The sequence below is a fragment of the Paraburkholderia sp. J94 genome (assembly GCF_905220285.1).
In the GTDB taxonomy this organism is placed as follows: domain Bacteria; phylum Pseudomonadota; class Gammaproteobacteria; order Burkholderiales; family Burkholderiaceae; genus Paraburkholderia; species Paraburkholderia tropica_A.
Window position 1 is genome coordinate 274,691 of record NZ_CAJMZH010000002.1, and the last position, 16,318, is coordinate 291,008.

11 protein-coding genes and 1 pseudogene are annotated in these 16,318 nt (G+C 67.2%); 4 read left to right on the top strand and 8 right to left on the bottom strand.

What is annotated here, in order from left to right; translation table 11 throughout:
- Window positions 1-126: 126 nt before the first annotated feature.
- From U4Y88_RS04560 to U4Y88_RS04570, 3 genes are all read left to right on the top strand, one after another.
- Window positions 127-567 carry a DUF2753 family protein gene (locus tag U4Y88_RS04560; RefSeq protein ID WP_321782537.1) on the top strand — a complete coding sequence of 147 codons (441 nt, stop codon included), beginning with the start codon at window positions 127-129 and terminating at the stop codon, window positions 565-567.
- Window positions 568-637: 70 nt separating this feature from the next.
- On the top strand, window positions 638-1,273 hold the full coding sequence (locus tag U4Y88_RS04565; protein WP_310633589.1) for a superoxide dismutase: 636 nt from the start codon (window positions 638-640) through the stop codon (window positions 1,271-1,273).
- Window positions 1,274-1,330: 57 nt separating this feature from the next.
- Window positions 1,331-2,641: an Nramp family divalent metal transporter gene (locus tag U4Y88_RS04570; RefSeq protein ID WP_321782539.1), complete on the top strand. Its 1,311-nt coding sequence runs from the start codon at window positions 1,331-1,333 to the stop codon at window positions 2,639-2,641.
- A 136-nt stretch (window positions 2,642-2,777) separates the two neighbouring features.
- Here U4Y88_RS04570 and U4Y88_RS04575 read toward each other — a convergent pair whose 3' ends face one another.
- The 8 genes and pseudogenes from U4Y88_RS04575 to U4Y88_RS04610 form a co-directional block, all read right to left on the bottom strand.
- Window positions 2,778-3,836, bottom strand: coding sequence for a fatty acid desaturase (locus tag U4Y88_RS04575; protein WP_224009101.1), 1,059 nt, complete (start codon window positions 3,834-3,836; stop codon window positions 2,778-2,780).
- A 188-nt stretch (window positions 3,837-4,024) separates the two neighbouring features.
- Window positions 4,025-4,729 carry a DUF2325 domain-containing protein gene (locus tag U4Y88_RS04580; RefSeq protein ID WP_321782541.1) on the bottom strand — a complete coding sequence of 235 codons (705 nt, stop codon included), beginning with the start codon at window positions 4,727-4,729 and terminating at the stop codon, window positions 4,025-4,027.
- A 122-nt stretch (window positions 4,730-4,851) separates the two neighbouring features.
- The gene (locus U4Y88_RS04585; protein ID WP_321782543.1) at window positions 4,852-7,338 is read right to left on the bottom strand and encodes a penicillin acylase family protein; all 2,487 of its coding nucleotides are present in this window, start codon (window positions 7,336-7,338) and stop codon (window positions 4,852-4,854) included.
- Window positions 7,339-7,423: 85 nt separating this feature from the next.
- Window positions 7,424-8,245 (bottom strand): ATP-binding cassette domain-containing protein, encoded by an 822-nt coding sequence (locus U4Y88_RS04590; RefSeq protein ID WP_321782971.1) that lies wholly within the window; start codon window positions 8,243-8,245, stop codon window positions 7,424-7,426.
- Between the two features lie 38 nt (window positions 8,246-8,283).
- Window positions 8,284-9,975: pseudogene (locus tag U4Y88_RS04595) on the bottom strand (cyclic peptide export ABC transporter); the annotation flags it as partial.
- Between the two features lie 9 nt (window positions 9,976-9,984).
- Window positions 9,985-12,015 (bottom strand): Fe(3+)-hydroxamate ABC transporter permease FhuB, encoded by a 2,031-nt coding sequence (fhuB, locus tag U4Y88_RS04600; RefSeq protein ID WP_321782545.1) that lies wholly within the window; start codon window positions 12,013-12,015, stop codon window positions 9,985-9,987.
- On the bottom strand, window positions 12,012-12,938 hold the full coding sequence (locus U4Y88_RS04605; protein WP_321782547.1) for an ABC transporter substrate-binding protein: 927 nt from the start codon (window positions 12,936-12,938) through the stop codon (window positions 12,012-12,014). Before U4Y88_RS04605 ends, fhuB begins: the two co-directional genes overlap by 4 nt.
- Before the next feature lie 31 nt (window positions 12,939-12,969).
- Window positions 12,970-15,195: a TonB-dependent siderophore receptor gene (locus U4Y88_RS04610; RefSeq protein WP_321782549.1), complete on the bottom strand. Its 2,226-nt coding sequence runs from the start codon at window positions 15,193-15,195 to the stop codon at window positions 12,970-12,972.
- A gap of 221 nt (window positions 15,196-15,416) precedes the next feature.
- On the opposite strand from U4Y88_RS04610, the gene U4Y88_RS04615 reads away from it, so the two are divergent.
- Window positions 15,417-16,247: an AraC family transcriptional regulator gene (locus U4Y88_RS04615; protein ID WP_224009116.1), complete on the top strand. Its 831-nt coding sequence runs from the start codon at window positions 15,417-15,419 to the stop codon at window positions 16,245-16,247.
- Window positions 16,248-16,318 lie beyond the last annotated feature (71 nt).

A 16,318-nucleotide genomic window follows, 5' to 3' on the forward strand; every position in this document is an offset into this window, starting at 1 on the left:
ATGATAATGGTTATCATTTACAGATCCTGACGACGCGGACATCCGGTCTGCGTCAAGGCACCCACAGGAGCCTCGATCATGCACCGGCATGCCATGTTTGCTCCCGGCCATCCGCCAGCACGGGACTTGAGCCTGTCCCGCTGGGAAGCCGTCACGCGCGAGGCGCTGGCCGCCGCGCGCGAAACCGGCGCGATGGCCTCGCTCGCCAGCCACGAGGAAGCGCTCTCGATCGCGCACCAGCTGCTCGCCGACCCGCCGCCCGCGCGCGCCGAGGCGTGCGTCGCGGCCCTCGTCGTTTCCTGCCATAACCTCGCCGATCTGCACGCCGAACAAGGCGACGCCGACGCCGCCGTCCGCTATCGCTGCGAGGCGCACGAGGCGCTCATCGCGCTGATCGCCGATCCCGCGTGCGCGGCCCCGCTGCGCCAGGCCGCGTTGCGCCAGAGCCGCGCCACGCACCTCGCGCTGATCGCCCATGTGGCGAGCCACGGCCCGCATCCGCTCGTCACCGCTGTGCTGCGCCGCGCCTGCCTCGCGTTGAACGTCGACGGCCCCACGCGGCACTGAATCCCGCCACTAAATCCCGCCACTGAACTTTTTGCTGCGCCGCTTCGGCCAGCCCGCAAGGAGTGTTTCGATGTCCTATGTTTTGCCGGATTTGCCGTATGCGGTCGACGCGCTCGAACCGCACATCGATACCCGCACGATGGAGATTCACCACTCGAAGCACCATCAGACCTACGTCAACAATCTCAACGCCGCGCTCGAAGGCACCGAGTTTCGCGATCTGCCCGTCGACACGCTGATTGCGCGCATCGAGTCGCTGCCCGAGGCGCTGCGCCCCGCCGTGCGCAACAACGGCGGCGGCCATGCCAATCACAGCCTGTTCTGGACCGTGATGTCGCCGCGCGGCGGCGGCACGCCCGATGGCGCGCTCGCCGCCGCGATCGACGCCGATCTGGGCGGCTTCGAAGCGTTCAAGGACGCCTTCACGAAAGCCGCGCTCACGCGCTTCGGCAGCGGCTGGGCGTGGCTCAGCGTGAACGGCGCGGGCAAGCTCGTCGTGGAAAGCACGGGCAATCAGGACAGTCCGCTAATGGCCGGGCTGATGTCGGGCAACACGCCGATTCTCGGCCTCGACGTCTGGGAGCACGCCTATTACCTCAAGTACCAGAACCGGCGTCCCGAATACATCGGCGCGTTCTACAACGTCATCGACTGGCCGGAAGTGGCCCGCCGATACGACGCCGCACGTCAAACCGCACGCGGCTGACGCCCCGCATCAGGCAACGAACATGCGCGTGACGCGCGGCGTCATGCGGGAGGCGCGATGAACACGGCGACAGACAGCGGCACGCTCACCGGACGGGCCACGACAGCAATCCGCGAAGTGCTCGCAGGCGGCCCGCGCGGACCGCGTTCGCTGCTGCTGTTCGCGGGCCCGGCGGTGATCGCCTCGATCGCCTACATGGACCCAGGCAACTTCGCGACCAACATCCAGGCCGGCGCAGGCTACGGCTACGCGCTGCTCTGGGTCGTGCTCGCGGCCAATCTGGTGGCGATGCTGTTTCAGGCCTTGTCGGCCAAACTCGGCATCGTCACGGGCCGCAATCTCGCCGAACTGTGCCGCGAGCAGTTCCCGCGCCCCGCCGTCCACGCGATGTGGGTCGCGAGCGAAATCGCGGCCATGGCCACCGACCTCGCCGAATTCCTCGGCGGCGCGATCGCGCTCGCGCTGCTCTGCAATCTGCCGCTGATCGCGGGCATGACGATCACGGCCATCGTCACCTACGCCATCCTGCTGGTCGAGAAAAACGGCTTCCGGCCGATGGAGATCGCCATCGGCGCGCTCGTCGCCGTGATCGGCCTCTGCTATCTCGCGGAGATGTTCATCGCGCCCGTCGCGTGGGGCGAAGTCGCGCGCCATGCGCTGCTGCCGTCGATGCCGGGCGGCGGCGCGCTCGTCCTCGCAGCGGGCATCGTCGGCGCCACGGTGATGCCGCACGCGATCTATCTGCACTCGGGACTCACGCAGGACCGCATCACCGTCGGCGATGCGCGCGAGCGCCGTCTGCTCGTGCGTTTTTCGAATCTCGAAGTGATCGTGGCGCTGTCGATCGCCGGGCTCGTCAACATGGCGATGGTGATCATGGCGAGCGCCGCGTTTCACTCGGGCCACAGCGACGTGGCCGAAATCGGCACCGCGTATCGCACGCTGACGCCTCTGCTCGGCGCGGGCGCGGCCACGTTGTTCCTCGTTTCGCTGCTCTGCTCGGGCGTGTCCAGTTCGGTCGTCGGCACGATGGCGGGCCAGATGATCATGCAGGGCTTCGTCGGCTTTCGCATTCCGGTCTGGCTGCGCCGCCTCGTGACGATGGCGCCTGCCTTCGTCGTCGTGGCGCTCGGCGTGAACGCGACGCAGGCGCTGATCGTCAGCCAGGTCGTGCTGTCGTTCGCGCTGCCGGTGCCGATGGTGGCGCTCGTGTGCTTCACGCGACGCCGCGACATCATGGGTGAATTCGTCAACAGCCGCCTGACCGATATCGCGGCCATCGCCGCCACGGGCGTCATTCTGGTGTTGAACGGAGTGTTACTGCTGCAGACGTTCGGCGTTGCGCTGCCGGGTCTGAGTGGAGTTTGAGCGCGGACTCAGCGAGGATTGCGCGCGAACTCAGCGAGGATTGAACGCGCTTTGAATATGGCCTGAATGCAGCCTGAAAGTGCAAAAAGCGGGCGCGTGCCATGATGGCCCGCGCCCGCTTTTCATCCGGTCACGACTACGCGCGGCCGTTGTAGTCGGTCCAGTGTCCCGCGCTGAAATCGTAGAGCTTGCAGTGCTGCGCGGTCGAGAAATACCAGCGCCACGAAAACGGCTGGATCACGATGCGCTCGGGCAGCAGCGTTTCGAGCGTCGCTTGCGCTTCTTCGAGCCGGTACAGCGGAATGCTCATGTCCAGATGGTGCGCGGTGTGCTCCATGATGTGATGCATCAGCGCGCCGAAATGCCAGCGGAACGTCAGATGCACGGTGGTCGAGATGAACGGCTGCGCATTCGCCCACGCCGTGCGGTCGTCGTACCAGCGCACGCGCTCGTGCGTATGGTGAACATAGACGACGAAGCCGATCATCGAGCACCAGAACAGGAACGGCACCACGAAGCCGAACAGCAGCAGCACCAGCACCGATTGCCCGGTCGCGAGCGCGGCCGCGACCAGCCCGCCGATCCAGAGCACGGCGAACACGCTGACGAGCCAGCAGTCGCGGAAGAACACGGGGCGGCGCGTCGGCATGGCGGTCTTCGTCGGGAAGAACATCTTGCGCCACCAGATCTCGACCATGTAGTACAGGCCCGGCCCCCAGCCGCTGCGATAGATGCGCTCCAGCATGCGGCGCGGACGCGACAGCGCGCGGAATTCGTCGAGGCTCAGCGGCGCCCAGATGAAGTCGAAACCCTTGAGGTTCGTGTAGCCGTGATGCACGACGTTGTGGCCGACTTCCCAGAGGCTGTACGGCGTCAGCGACGGCAGGAACGCGATGCGGCCCAGCCATTTGTTGAGCCCGCGTCGCGGCGTGAGACTCTGGTGACAGGCATCGTGCCCGATGATGAACAGACGCCCGATGACGAAGCCCATGAGCAGCGCGCCGGCGAACTTGAGCAGGAGGCTGTGCGCGAACACCACGAGCGCGATCAGCGCGGCGAAGATGGCGTAGTCGATCAGCAGCAGGACGATGGGATACGCCGTCGTGCGTCCTGAGAGCGAAACCAGCCACGAACGCAGGATCTTGCGATGCGGCAACGGGTCACCTGGCGGAATAGGCTGGACAGGTGCAGTCATAGGTCGAATTACCTCGATTAATAATAATAAGCGGGCCGCCAGCACGGAGCGCACAGGCGCGCGCGCGTACGCGCGGGCGGCAATCATACGATCGCGGCGGGGCAAAATCCGGCCGCGCGCCGCGCACCCGGAACCTTTAATCAGGATTCCGAGGTCTGTATTGATTGAGATCAAATTTCTGGAACGGGCTAGTCGGCGCTATCGGCCGATGCCGGGTTTCTGGACATCGTGACGCGGTCGAGCGCGTCGGGTTGCGCGACCAGCACGCATTGCTTGCCGGTGCGCGCGCAGTAGTCCTGAACGCGCCACCAGTCGCCGTGACTCACGCATCCCGCCTGGCAGATCACCAGATCGGCGTCCGCGAGTCCGGCCTTCAGTTGCTCCGCGCTCGCGGCGTGCGTGCGGAACAGGCGCACGCCGCTTTGCGCGAGCGCGCGTTCGGTGTGCGTGGAAGAGGCGCTATCAGTGGTATCCGCGAGATCGGCGGTGTCCGCAGTGTCGGCGGCGACTTGCCGATCCTGACTGATCCACACGACGACGCGTCTTCGCCCGGCGGACCCAGTTGCGGACGCCGCGCCCGATGCCCCGCGCGTCAGCGCCTGCACCCGGGCTTCGAGCACGCGCACCTGCTGCACCAGCGCGAGCCGCTTCGGCAGCCCGGTGACGGCCGCTTTCACGTCCTGGAGTTCATCGCGCGTCCAGGCGAGCGCGGTTTCGCGGATCACCACGGCGGCCCGCAGCTGCATCGCCTGGGCCTCCAGCGCCGCGATGCGCTTCGCCTGCTCGACGATGACGGCCGACGCGCGCCGCTGTGCGCGCCCCAACTCCCGAACCACCCTGCCGTGCTCGTCGCACAGGCTTACCCAGTTCAGATCCGTCGCCACCATGTCCATTCACCCTCGCAGGCATCCGCGTCCGAATTGCTCGTCTTGATCCCCTCCATAATAGCAATGATTCTCATTTACTTGAAGTCACCCGGTGAGTCACCCTGCGATGGTCAGGGCGATTTCGCCGATCAGCGCGCGGGTACGGGCGGCGCTTCCAGCGTCGTCGTCGACAAGGCCGGATCGGTCTCGATCTCGCGCCCGGTGAAGCGAAACCGCTGCCAGGTGCCGCTCGCGAACGCGCGCGTCGCGTCGCTGTAGTGCGGCGAAGCGGGATCGTCGGAGAGCGAGTGCGCGAGCATCGTGTCGGCGTTCACGCCTTGCGGGCCGAAGCTCACGACCTGCACATAGCTGTCGCCGTGGCCGCCGCCATCCATCGCGTAGCCGCCCGCATCGAGCGGATGCTGCGCGCAGACCACGGTGAGATAGCCGGTGTCGCTGCAACCGCCGTAGAGCGGCACGCGCGCCGCGCCGCGCTGCGTGTAGAGCAACTGGCCGCGCGTCGAATCGGCCGCGAAGCCGAAGCCGCGCAGCGCGCGCACGGATTCGGCGAGCGCGTGGCGCAGCGCGGCGACGGTCTCGGCGTCGCCGCTGTTCAGGCCGCTCGGCGTGGTGAGCGGCGCGGCCGGATCGAAGGGCACGCGATAGAGCTTGTCGGCGGGCAATTGGTTCGCGCGGGTCCAGAACTCGTCCCAGAGATTCGCGCCGCGCGCGTCGCGTCGCGCGGTGCCGTCCCAGTTCGCGAGCACCTTGCAGGCCTGCGCGACATCGGCATCGTCGGCCTGATTCGATGTGGCCGGCGCGTCGCCTTTGCAGAGCGCGTCGAGCACCGGACGCCGCAGCAGTTCTTCCGACATCGATCGGCTCGCCAGCGCGCCCTGCTCCAGCGCCGCGCGCGTGACACCGCCCGGCGCGGCCAGCCATTGCGCGGCGAGTGCGTGGCCGAGCCGCGTGCGCAGCGTCTGCGGCGTGCCGGTCAGCCCCGCCACGCGCGCGAAGCCCGTGAGCGGCGCGGCGGGATTCGTGAGCCAATAGCTGCCGTTGAAATTGCCGACGTAGTCGTCGCGCGCGAGCGACGGCATCTGCGCCACGCCCAACGTGTACGCTTGCGGCGCGCCCGCCGCGCTCCGCCATTCGCAGGCGCTTGTCGAGCCGTCGAGGAACGGCACGCCCGGCGCCTTCGCGTCGAACGCGCGGCCCAGCGGCGGCGTGCAGGCTTGCGCGAGCGCGTCGTCGACGCCCGGCATCGCGCCGATATCGGCGAACCAGACGCGCGGATCGCCGCGCCCGATCGCGAAGGTGTTGACCCACGGCATCGCCGCGTAGCGCTTCTGGATCGCGATGAAGTCGTCGAGCGAAGCGGCGCTGCCCCACGCGAGGAAGTTTTCGAACACGCGTGGGTTGTCGGCGTTGACGTCGCGCAGCGCGAAGGCGTGCTGTGCATTCCACGCGAGCGCGGGCGACATCGTCGATAGATTGATCAGGGGTCCGAATCGTGAGCGGTAGAGCGTGCGCGTCACGTTCGTGAGCGTGCCGTCCGCGCCGCGCACCCGCACCGTGATCGGCACGGCCTGCATGGCTTCGTCATGGCCGTCGACGAGATAGTGCGTCGGCGCGCCCGGCACCAGCGCGAGCTGGAAGATGCCGAAGCGGCGCGCCTGCGAAACGGTGTGCGTCCATGCGATGTGGTCGTTGAAACCGATCATCACCACCGGCACGCCGAGAAACGCGGCGCCCGCCACGTCGAGCTGGCCAGGAATCGTCAGCTGCGCTTCGTAGAAGCGGTCGGGGCCCTGCCAGAACCAGTGCGGATTGCCGAACAGCAGGCTCGCGCCCTCGCGCGTGTGCGCCGCACCGAACGCCATCGCATTGCTGCCGATGCCCGCGCGCTGGTCGATTTCGAAGCGCGTCGGTGCGATGTCGATTGACGCTGATGTGTTTGTGTCTGCGTCCGTGCTCGTTTCCGCGCCGCGCGCGGCTTGCGGCGGCCTCGCGTGCACGATGGACTCGACGAAGCGCGCCTCGCCGCCCGCCAGCGTCGCCGCAATCAGACGACGATAGACATCGTCGGCGTCGATCGGGCGCAGCCACGCGGCGTTCGAACAGGCGGCATGCGCCCCGGCGAAGCGGCCCGCGCGCCAATCGTCGAGATAGCGGTCGTAGCCCGCCGCGTAGCCTTCCACGAGTGCGCGCGTGCGCGGCGTCTGCGCGTTGCGAAAGCGCGCCACGGCGTCGTCGCCCGCGACGAAGCGGAAGAAGAAGTCGGCGTCGAGATTGTGCGGCTGCCCGAACGACGCCGCCGCGGGCGGACGCGCCTCGGCGCCGAACTGCGCGGAGCGCTCGCCGCGAAACGTCACGAAGGCGTCGGCGAGCGTGCAGAGATTGTCCTGCGCCTGCACGTAGCCCGCGCCGTAGCCCAGGCTGCCCCAGTCGTCGGCGCGCAGATGCGGGATGCCGTCGGCGGTGCGGCGGATGTCCACGCGATAGGGTTCGTGCGGCGCGAGCGCGTTGCGTTCGCCGCCGGACTGCGCGCACGCGGCGAGCAAAACGGCGCAGAGCGCGCCCGTGAGGAAACGGCCTGCTGCGGAGTCGCGTGTCATCGTGGTGGCGTCGGGCATGGTGGCGTCAAGCGGACCGAGGACGAACTTCGGACGAACTTCGGGCGAACTTCAAGCGTAGTGCAAACGCACGGCGAGCAGCGCGTCAATGCGCGAAACTGATCGGCATGCCGCCGTGCGGATGCGCGACCGTGCCCATCGGAATGCCGTAGATCGCGCTGAGCGTCTCGGCGCGCATCAGCTCGGCGGACGGCCCGTGCGCGAGCAGGCTGCCGCCCTTGAGCGCGATGAGTTCGTCGCAGAAGCGCCCCGCCATGTTGATGTCGTGCAGCACCACCACCACGCCGATGCCCCGCTCCTCGCTCAAGCGCCGCACCAGCGCGAGCACCTCGATTTGATGCGCGATATCGAGCGCGGAAATCGGCTCGTCGAGCAGCAGGCAATCGCTGTCCTGCGCGACCAGCATCGCGAGCCAGACGCGCTGGCGCTCGCCGCCCGAGAGGCTGTCGACGGCGCGATCGGCGAAGCGCAGCACGTCGGTCTGCTCCATCGCTTCGAGCACGTTCTGCGTGTCGGTGCGCGAGAAGCGGCCGAGCGCGCCGTGCCACGGATAGCGGCCGAGCGCCACCAGTTCGCGCACGGTCATGCCGTCGGCGGCGGGCAGTTGCTGCGGCAGATACGCGACCTTTCGCGCGAACGCGCGGCTCTCCCACTGCGCGAGCGGCCGGCCCGCGAACGTGATCGCGCCCGCGGCGGGCGGCTGCTGACGCGCGAGCAGCTTCACGAGCGTCGATTTGCCCGAGCCGTTGTGGCCGATCAGGCCGACCATGCTGCGCCGCGCGAGCGTCAGCGACAAGGGCTTGAGCAGCGTGCGGCCGCCCGCCTCGAACGAGACGCCGTCTAGCGTGAACAGCGCGGGCGCGTGTTCGGACGCTTCGGTCGCCGTCTCGTCGCGCGAAAAATTCATCGTCGTTAAACTCATTGGCAATCCTTATCTATTCGCGATCAGCGCGACGCCGTCTTCGCATATGCGTCGCCGCTCCCCAACCCGCGCGCGCCCAGATCGGCGCCTGCACCGATTTCCACCAGCTGCCCGTAATCGAGCTTGATATAGCGGTCGGCGAGATGGAAATAGCGGTCGTCGTGCGTGATGACCAGCACGGTCTTGCCCTTCGCCTTCAATTCGGGCAGCAGCGTGCGATAGAACACGTCCTTGAACAGCGGGTCCTGATCGGCGGCCCATTCGTCGAACAGATAGAACGGCCGATCCTCCAGATACGCGACCAGCAGCGCAAGCCGCTTGCGCTGTCCCTGCGAGAGTTCGAGCGTGGAAAACGCGCCGTCTTCGATACGGACCTTATGATCGAGTTGCAGTTGCACGAGCAGTTCGCGCGCGGTCTCGTCGAGCCCGTCGAGCCCGTCGATACGCAGGCCGAGCAGACTGTCGAACAGAAAAGAATCGCTGAACACCACCGAAAACAGCTGCCGGTAGCTGTCGCGATCCGCTTCGCTCACGGGCACGCCATCCACGACGATGCGTCCGCTTTCGGGCGCATAGAGCCCGACGATCATCTTCGCGAGCGTGGTCTTGCCGCTGCCGTTGCCGCCGATCAGATAGACCAGTTCGCCGGGCGTGAAGCTCAGGTCGATCGGCCCGAGCGTGAAGACGTCGTTCTCTTTCTCGCGGAAATAGCGATGCGTGACGCCGTCGAGCACGAGGTGCTCGAAACCGCGTTTGACCGGCGCATCGAGCCCGCTTTCGAGCGGCAGTTCGGCGTTCACGGCCTCGATGCGTTCGAGCGCCACGCGCGCGGTGCTGATGTTCGGGATCGCCGTGAGCAGCGACTCGATCGGCATGATCATGTAGAGAAACACCATCGCGTATCCCGACATCACGTGCGTGCTCACCGGAACAATCCGCGCGACCACGAACAGCGTGATGCCGATGAACGCGAACAGGATGAAGCTGCCCCAGCTCGCCGCCGCCGCGTAGAGCACGTAGCCGCGCGTGCGCTGCACGCGCACGGCTTCGACGTTCGGCGAGAGCGTGTCGTCGATGAAGGCGGCGCGGCGCAGGCGATGCAGCTTCAGTTCCTTGGCGCCGTCGAACAGCGCGCGGAAGTGGCGCACCAGATCGTCCTCGCGTTTGCGCGACGCCCGCAGATGAAACAGCGCGCGGCCATTGGCGACGCGAAAGCCCGCCGCGCCGATGCCGATCGTCACGATCGCCACCAGCAGGATCGGCCACGACAGCACGCTCAGATACGCGAGGCAGCCGACGATCACCGCGCTCTGCATCGCCAGCGCGGGCATGCGCACGAACAGCATCACGATCGCATCGAGATCCTGCGTGAGCACGGCGAGCGAGCGCGCCGCGCCCTGCTGCTCCAGATGGCGGAACGACGCGTCGCCGAGACGCCGGATCGTCTGCATGCGCAGGTCCGCCTTGGCGCGCTGGCCGAGATCCATGAACAGCGTTTGCGACAGCGTGCGCGTGACCAGCACGATCACGCCGAGCACGACGAACTGCCAGCCCAGTTGCGCGAGCTGCGCCGTGGAGGCCGTGAGCGCCTGATTGATGAGCGCGACCAGTCCGGCGTTGCCGAAGCCGCTGATCAGGCTCGTTGTTAGCGCAACGAACAAGGTCCATCGCGCATGACGCGCGAGCTTAAAAAGCAAAGACATGAGACTCCTTGGGAGAGTGCGTCATGCACCGGGCCGATCTTGCGCCGGTCGCCGGAACATTGTGAGGATCAGATAAAGTCCGCCGAGCAGCGTCGCCATCACGCCGGCCGGCATTTCCTGCGGAAACAGCACCCAGCGGCCGAGCCAGTCCGAGCCGATCATCAGCGTCGCGCCGAACGCGGCGGACACGAACAGCAAGGGCATGGCGCGGCGGATGCCGAGCATGCGCGCCATGTGCGGCGCCATCAGGCCGATGAACGAGAGCGGCCCGATCACGAGCGTCGCCACCGCGCTCAGCAGCGCGCTCAGCATCAGCAGGCCGAGGCGCGCCCCGCCGATGCGCACGCCCAGACCGACCGAGACCGCGTCGCCGAGCGGCAGGATCTCCAGCCAGCGGCGGCACAACGGCACGGCCGCCAGCGCGACCAGCGCGCAGACCGCCACGAGCGCCGCCATCGCCGGGCCGACGTTGTAAGTCGAGCCCGCCAGCAGGTTGTAGAGCACGATGACGCGCGGATCGCCGCTCGACACCGCGATCACGGAGACGGCCTGGAACGCGGCGCTCAGCGTCATGCCTGCGAGGATCAGCGTGTCGGGCGCGAACGACGAGGCGCGCGCGATCAGCACGAGCGCGCCCAGCGTCAGCATCGACCCGGCCGCGCACCAGACGAGCAGCGTCGGCAGGTCGGGATGCGCGGTCAAGAACAGCGCGCCAGTCAGGCCGAGCGCGCCGCCCGCCGACATGCCGAGCAGATCGGGGCTCGCCATCGGATTGCCGGTCATGCGCTGCACGACGCCGCCCGAGACCGCGAGCAGCACGCCCACGCCCGCCGCCGCCACGACATGCGGCAGGCGCAGGAACAGCAGCGCACCCGCCTCGCGCGCATCGCTCAGATGCCAGCCCGCGAGGCCGCGTCCGAGTGTGAGCGAGACGATCACCACCAGCGCCAGCGCGATCACGCTCGCGAGCGCGACGACGCGCAGCCCGCGCGGCGAGAGCGGCGTGCTGCGCGGCGTGGACGTCTGCGTGAGATCGGGACGGCCGCGCAGACGGCGCAGCATCGCCAGCAGCAGCGGCGCGCCGATCAGCGTGGTGATCGCGCCCGTGGGCATCGCCATGCCGAAGCGCGCCGTGCAGAGTTGCGCGAATTGATCGGCGAGCCAGAGCAGCGCCGCGCCGAACAGCGACGACCAGATCACGCGTTCGCGCAGTCGGCGCGCGCCCGCAAGCCGCGCCAGCGCGGGCGCCGACAAACCGACGAAGCCGATCACGCCCACCGCGCTCACCACGAACGCGGCGATCAGCAGCGTGAGCGCGAGCGTGAGGCCGCGCGTGAAGCGCATCGACACGCCGAGGCTCGACGCGACCGTTTCGCCGAGATCGAACACGGCCATCGGACGCAGCAACAGCAGCAAGGGCAACGCGCAGGCCGCGAAGCGCGGCGCGAGCGCGAGCGCCACACGCCAGTCGTGCTGCGCGAACGAGCCGCCGCCCCAGACGAGCAGGCCGCTCAGCAGGTCGTAGTGCGAGATCGCCAGCGCGAGGCAGAACGCGCCGCCGCACAGATTGACGATCATGCCCGCGAGGATCAGCGCGAGCGGCGACATCCCGCGCCGCGCCGCCAGCGCGAACACGGCCGCCAGCGCCGCCGCGCCGCCCGCGAGCGCGACGATATCGCGGCCGCCCGTCAGCAGGAACGGCGCGTAGACGGTGGCGAGCGCGAGCGCCAGCCACGCGCCCGAGAAGACGCCGAGCGTCATCGGTTCGGCGAGCGGATTGCGCAGCACCTGCTGGGTCGCGACGCCCGCGAGCCCGAGCGCCGCGCCGCATAACAGCGTGACGGCCACGCGCGGGAAATCGCTGTAGTGCACCAGCAGTTGCGCGACATCGTTATCGGACGGCGCGACGAGCGCATGCCACCAGAAGGCGGGCGCGAGCCGCGCATCCAGACGCAGCGCGAACAGCAGCGTAGCGAGCGCGAACAACGCGCAGACCGGCCAGAGCGGCGTGCGGCGCATCGGCGCGAAGGGCGTGGTGATGGCCGGCTTCATGCAGCCTCCTGGGCCTGTGTCTGCGCCGTGGACGTCGCGGGCAGCGTCGATAGCGCATCCACTAACGCATCCGCGAAATACGCCGCGCTCAGGATGCCGCCCTCGGGCGGCACCTCGGCCATGCCGGTCATGCGCCCCGCGCGTGCGAACGGCAACGCTTGCCAGACGCGACTCGTCCGCATCATCGACGCGGTCATGGCAGGCAGCGGCCTCACGTAGACGAGCGTCGCGCGCGGATCGGCGTCGAGCGCGTCGAAGCCGATCATCGCCGTGGACGCGCGATCCGCGTGCTCCCACGCGTTTCGCAAGCCCAGTTGCACCATCAGTTCTCCGAACAGACTCGCCGTGCCGAACACGCGCAGACGCGATTCGTCGATAAAGCGCGTCATGTAGATGGGCGCGCCGCCCGCGCTTTTTGCATACGCAGGCAGCGCATCGAGCCGCGCGCGCGCCGCCGCGATGGCGCGCCGCGATTGCGCCACGGCGGCCTCGCCCTGCGCCGCGCAGCCGAGAAGATGCGCGAGCCGCAACGTCTCCTCGCAGGCGCCCGTGTACGGCGTCGGGCTCGCGCGAAACTGGCCGAGCGTGACGGTCGGCGCGAGGCGTTCGAGCGAGCCGCGCATCGACGCATGCGCGGGCGTGATGACGATCAGATCCGGCCTGAGCGCGAGCATCAGCTCCATGTTCGGCTGAAACATCAGGCCCAGATCGACCACCGAATCGGGCACCGGACAGGCCGCGAAATTGCGCCGGAAACCCGGCGTGTTCGCCATGCCCACCGGCACCACGCCGAGCGCGAGCGTCAGCTCTGCGAGCCCCCAGTCGAGCACGATCACGCGGCGCGGCACGCCGGCACGCGCGCCGGGGCTCGCGAGAGGGAGACAGCCGCCCAGCAGCGCGGCGAGCAAGGTCCGACGCTTCATCGGATCAGACCTGCGAGAAGGTCAAGCGCGATCACCACTGATACTTCGCTCCTGCCGTCAACAGCCGGCCCTGGCCCCAGTAGCAGTAGTTCGCGCCGATACACGAGGCGAAGTACTTGCGGTCGAGCAGGTTCGACACGTTGAGCCACGTGGTCCAGCCTTGCAGGCTCGAGAAGCGGCGGCCGAGGTCGTAGCGCAGCGAGAGATCGACGAGCGTCGCCGACGAGGTCATGAACGTATTCGCCGTATCGCCATACGAGCCGCCGATGTAACGCACGCCCCCGCCGAACAGCAGCCCCGCGAGCGGTCCCGCCGAGATCGTGTAATCGGCCCACAGCGAAGCCGTGTTGCGCGGAATGCCGACCGGCACCTTGTCGAGCGCGGTATTGCTTTTCGTGTTGAGCAGGTTCGTGTAGGTGTAGCTCGCGATCAGCTGCAGGTTGTTGGAGAGGCTCGCGTGGCCCTCCACCTCGAAGCCCTGCGAGCGCACCTGGCCCGTCAGCACGCTGGAGCCGCTGTGGAGCGGATCGCTGGTCGCGACGTTGTTCTCGGTGATATGAAACGCCGACACCGTGACGAAGCTGTTATAGCCCTTCGGCTGCAGCTTCACGCCGAGTTCGTACTGTTCGGCCGTGAGCGGCGCGAACGCCTCGCCCGTGTACGTGGTGCCCATCTGCGGCTGGAACGAGCGCGAATAGCTGAAGTACGGCGCGATGCCGCTGTCGAACTGATACACGCCGCCCGCGCGCCACGTGAAGGCGCGGTTGAACTGCTCGGTCGTCGCGCCGGTCTTGTACGAGGTCTGCTCCTCGTCGGCCCAGTCTTCGCGCACGCCGAACAGGAACGACCACTTGCCGATGTCGATCTGATCCTGCGCGTAGACGCCCAACTGCTTGATCGTCGTGGCGTTCGAGGTCGCGAACATCGTCGTCGGATACGGAATCGTCTGGCCGTAGAGCGGATTGCTTTCGTCGAGCCCAGGCGCCGAACCCCCATAGAAATAGTGGTCGAACTGCATGTTCTGATAATCGAGGCCGAACGTGACGTTGTGCTTGAGCGGCCCCGTGTTGAACTTCGCGTTCACCTGGTTATCGACGGTATGCGAATTCACGCTGCCGAAGTTCAGATACGCGGTGCGCGCGAGCGTGTCCGTGCCCGCCTTGAAGCCGTCGTTGCCCACGTACTGGATCGTCTGCGTGTTGCGCATGAAGCGATAGCTCTGCTTGAACGACCACACGTCGTTGAAGCGATGCTCCAGTTGATAGCCGATCGATTCCTGCGTCTTGCGGAAGCTGTCCCACGTCGGCTCGCCCGGATATTCGCTGCGGCTCGTCCAGGTGTACGGCACCGAGTTGTAGATGCCCGCTTCCGGGTCCGACTGATAGTTCGCGAAGATCGTGAACGTGGTGTCTTTGGTCGGGCGGAACTGGATGGTCGGCGCGATCGAGAAGCGCTGCTGGTTCACGTAATCGGTCTGCGTGCCGGTGTTGAAGCCGTCGGCGGTCAGGCGATAGAGCACCTTGCCGTCCTGGTCGATCGGGCCGCTCATGTCGAAGAAGCCCTGAATGCGGCCATAGCTGCCGGTCTGCACGCCCACTTCGTGATACGGCGTCTCGGTCGGCATCTTGCTGACGAGGTTGACCGTGCCGCCTGGCGAGCCCTGGCCGTACAGCACCGAAGCCGGGCCGTGCAGCAGTTCGATGCGCTCGAACATGTACGGATCGAAGCTCGTCACGTTGTAGCCGAAGCCGCCGCTCGGGCCGGGCGTGCGCAGCCCGTTCCAGAATTCGTCGACGAGAAAACCGCGCGCGTAGAGATATTCGAGCGAGTCGGTGTTGGTGCCGCGCTGCTCGGGATTGATGCCCGAGGTGTAGCGCAGCGCCTGCGCCACGCTCTGCGCGCCCTGCACGTCCATCTGGTCGCGCGTGACGACCGAGATCGCCTGCGGCACCTTGATGATCGGCGTGTCGCTTTTGGTCGCCGTCTCGCTGCGCTTCGCCACGTAGCCGACTACCGGACCGGTGGCCGTTTCCGCGCTGCCCGCGCCCTTCACGATCACGGCCGGAAGCTGCTGACCTTGCTCGCCCGCCTGCGCAGCTTGCGCGGCTTGCGTCGCCGACGCATCCGACGCTGCCACGGGCGCGGCCGTCTGCGCACTGGCGATCTTCGCAATCGCCAGCGCCACGACCGCCGTGATGGTGCGCAGCCTGATCCGCCTGTTGCCGCCCGCTTCCGCTTCACCCGTTTCGTTATTCATGTCGTTCGACAACGCCCCGCCCCATCCCCGATTCATGCCCATGCGCCCTGTTCAAAATTTAAGATTCGCCTCAATACAAATACGACTCATTACTATTGTCATTCGTAAGCGGCACGCGACGGATAGAATACGGGCTGAACTTCGCCGACGTCCTGTCAAATAGCTGCGCGAAACCTTCGAAATTTGACGGTTTCGCCGCATTTCTCTCCCCGACTCACAAAATGACCGAGATCTGGCAACGCTTTAACGGCATGCAGCGGCGCTATCTCAAGCGCCCAGTCATTGCCAAACGCTATGACTTTGAGACCGGAGATAGCGAAAGCTGGCACTCGCATACGCAGCCGCAATTCGTCTACACGACGCGCGGCGTGCTGCGCGTGATCACGCCCGACGGCGCGTGGACGCTCGGCCCGTACCGGGGTCTGTGGATCGCGCCGCTGGTCGCGCACGAGTTGCAGGCGGTCAGCCCGACGGTGATGTACACGGTCTATTTCGAAGTCGATGTCGCGCCGCGCGACGAGCCGCGCTGCCACGTGCTGATGATTTCGGCGCTGCTGCACGAACTGGTGGCGGCACTCGTGCTCGATCAGCAGAACGGCCAGCCCGAGCGCCGATCGACGCTGATCGACCCGCTGCTGCTCCAGGAGATGCGCGAGGCACAACTCGCCACTGAGGGTCTGCTGCCGCTGCCGAAGGACCGACGCCTGCAACAGATCTGCGGCCAGTTGATGGACGCGCCCGCCGACAACACGCCGCTCAACGATTGGGGCATGCGCGTGGGCGCGAGCGAAAGCACGCTGGAGCGCGCCTTCAAGGACGAGACCGGGCTGACCTTCGGCCAGTGGCGTCAGCGACTGCGTCTCGTCGAATCGATTTCGCGGCTCGCCAAGGGCATGGCGGTCTCGACCATCGCGACCGAACTCGGCTACCGCAATTCCAGCGCCTTCATCACCATGTTCCGGCGCGCGATGGGCGAAACGCCGCAACGTTTTCTTCGCAATCGAAGCGGAATGGAAGCGGGCGCAGCGCAAACGGTTTCGGCCGAACCATAAACATTCTCACGCACGCGCATTACCGATTATTTAGATTGATTTCGTCGGCGAGATAAATATAAGAAAGACCG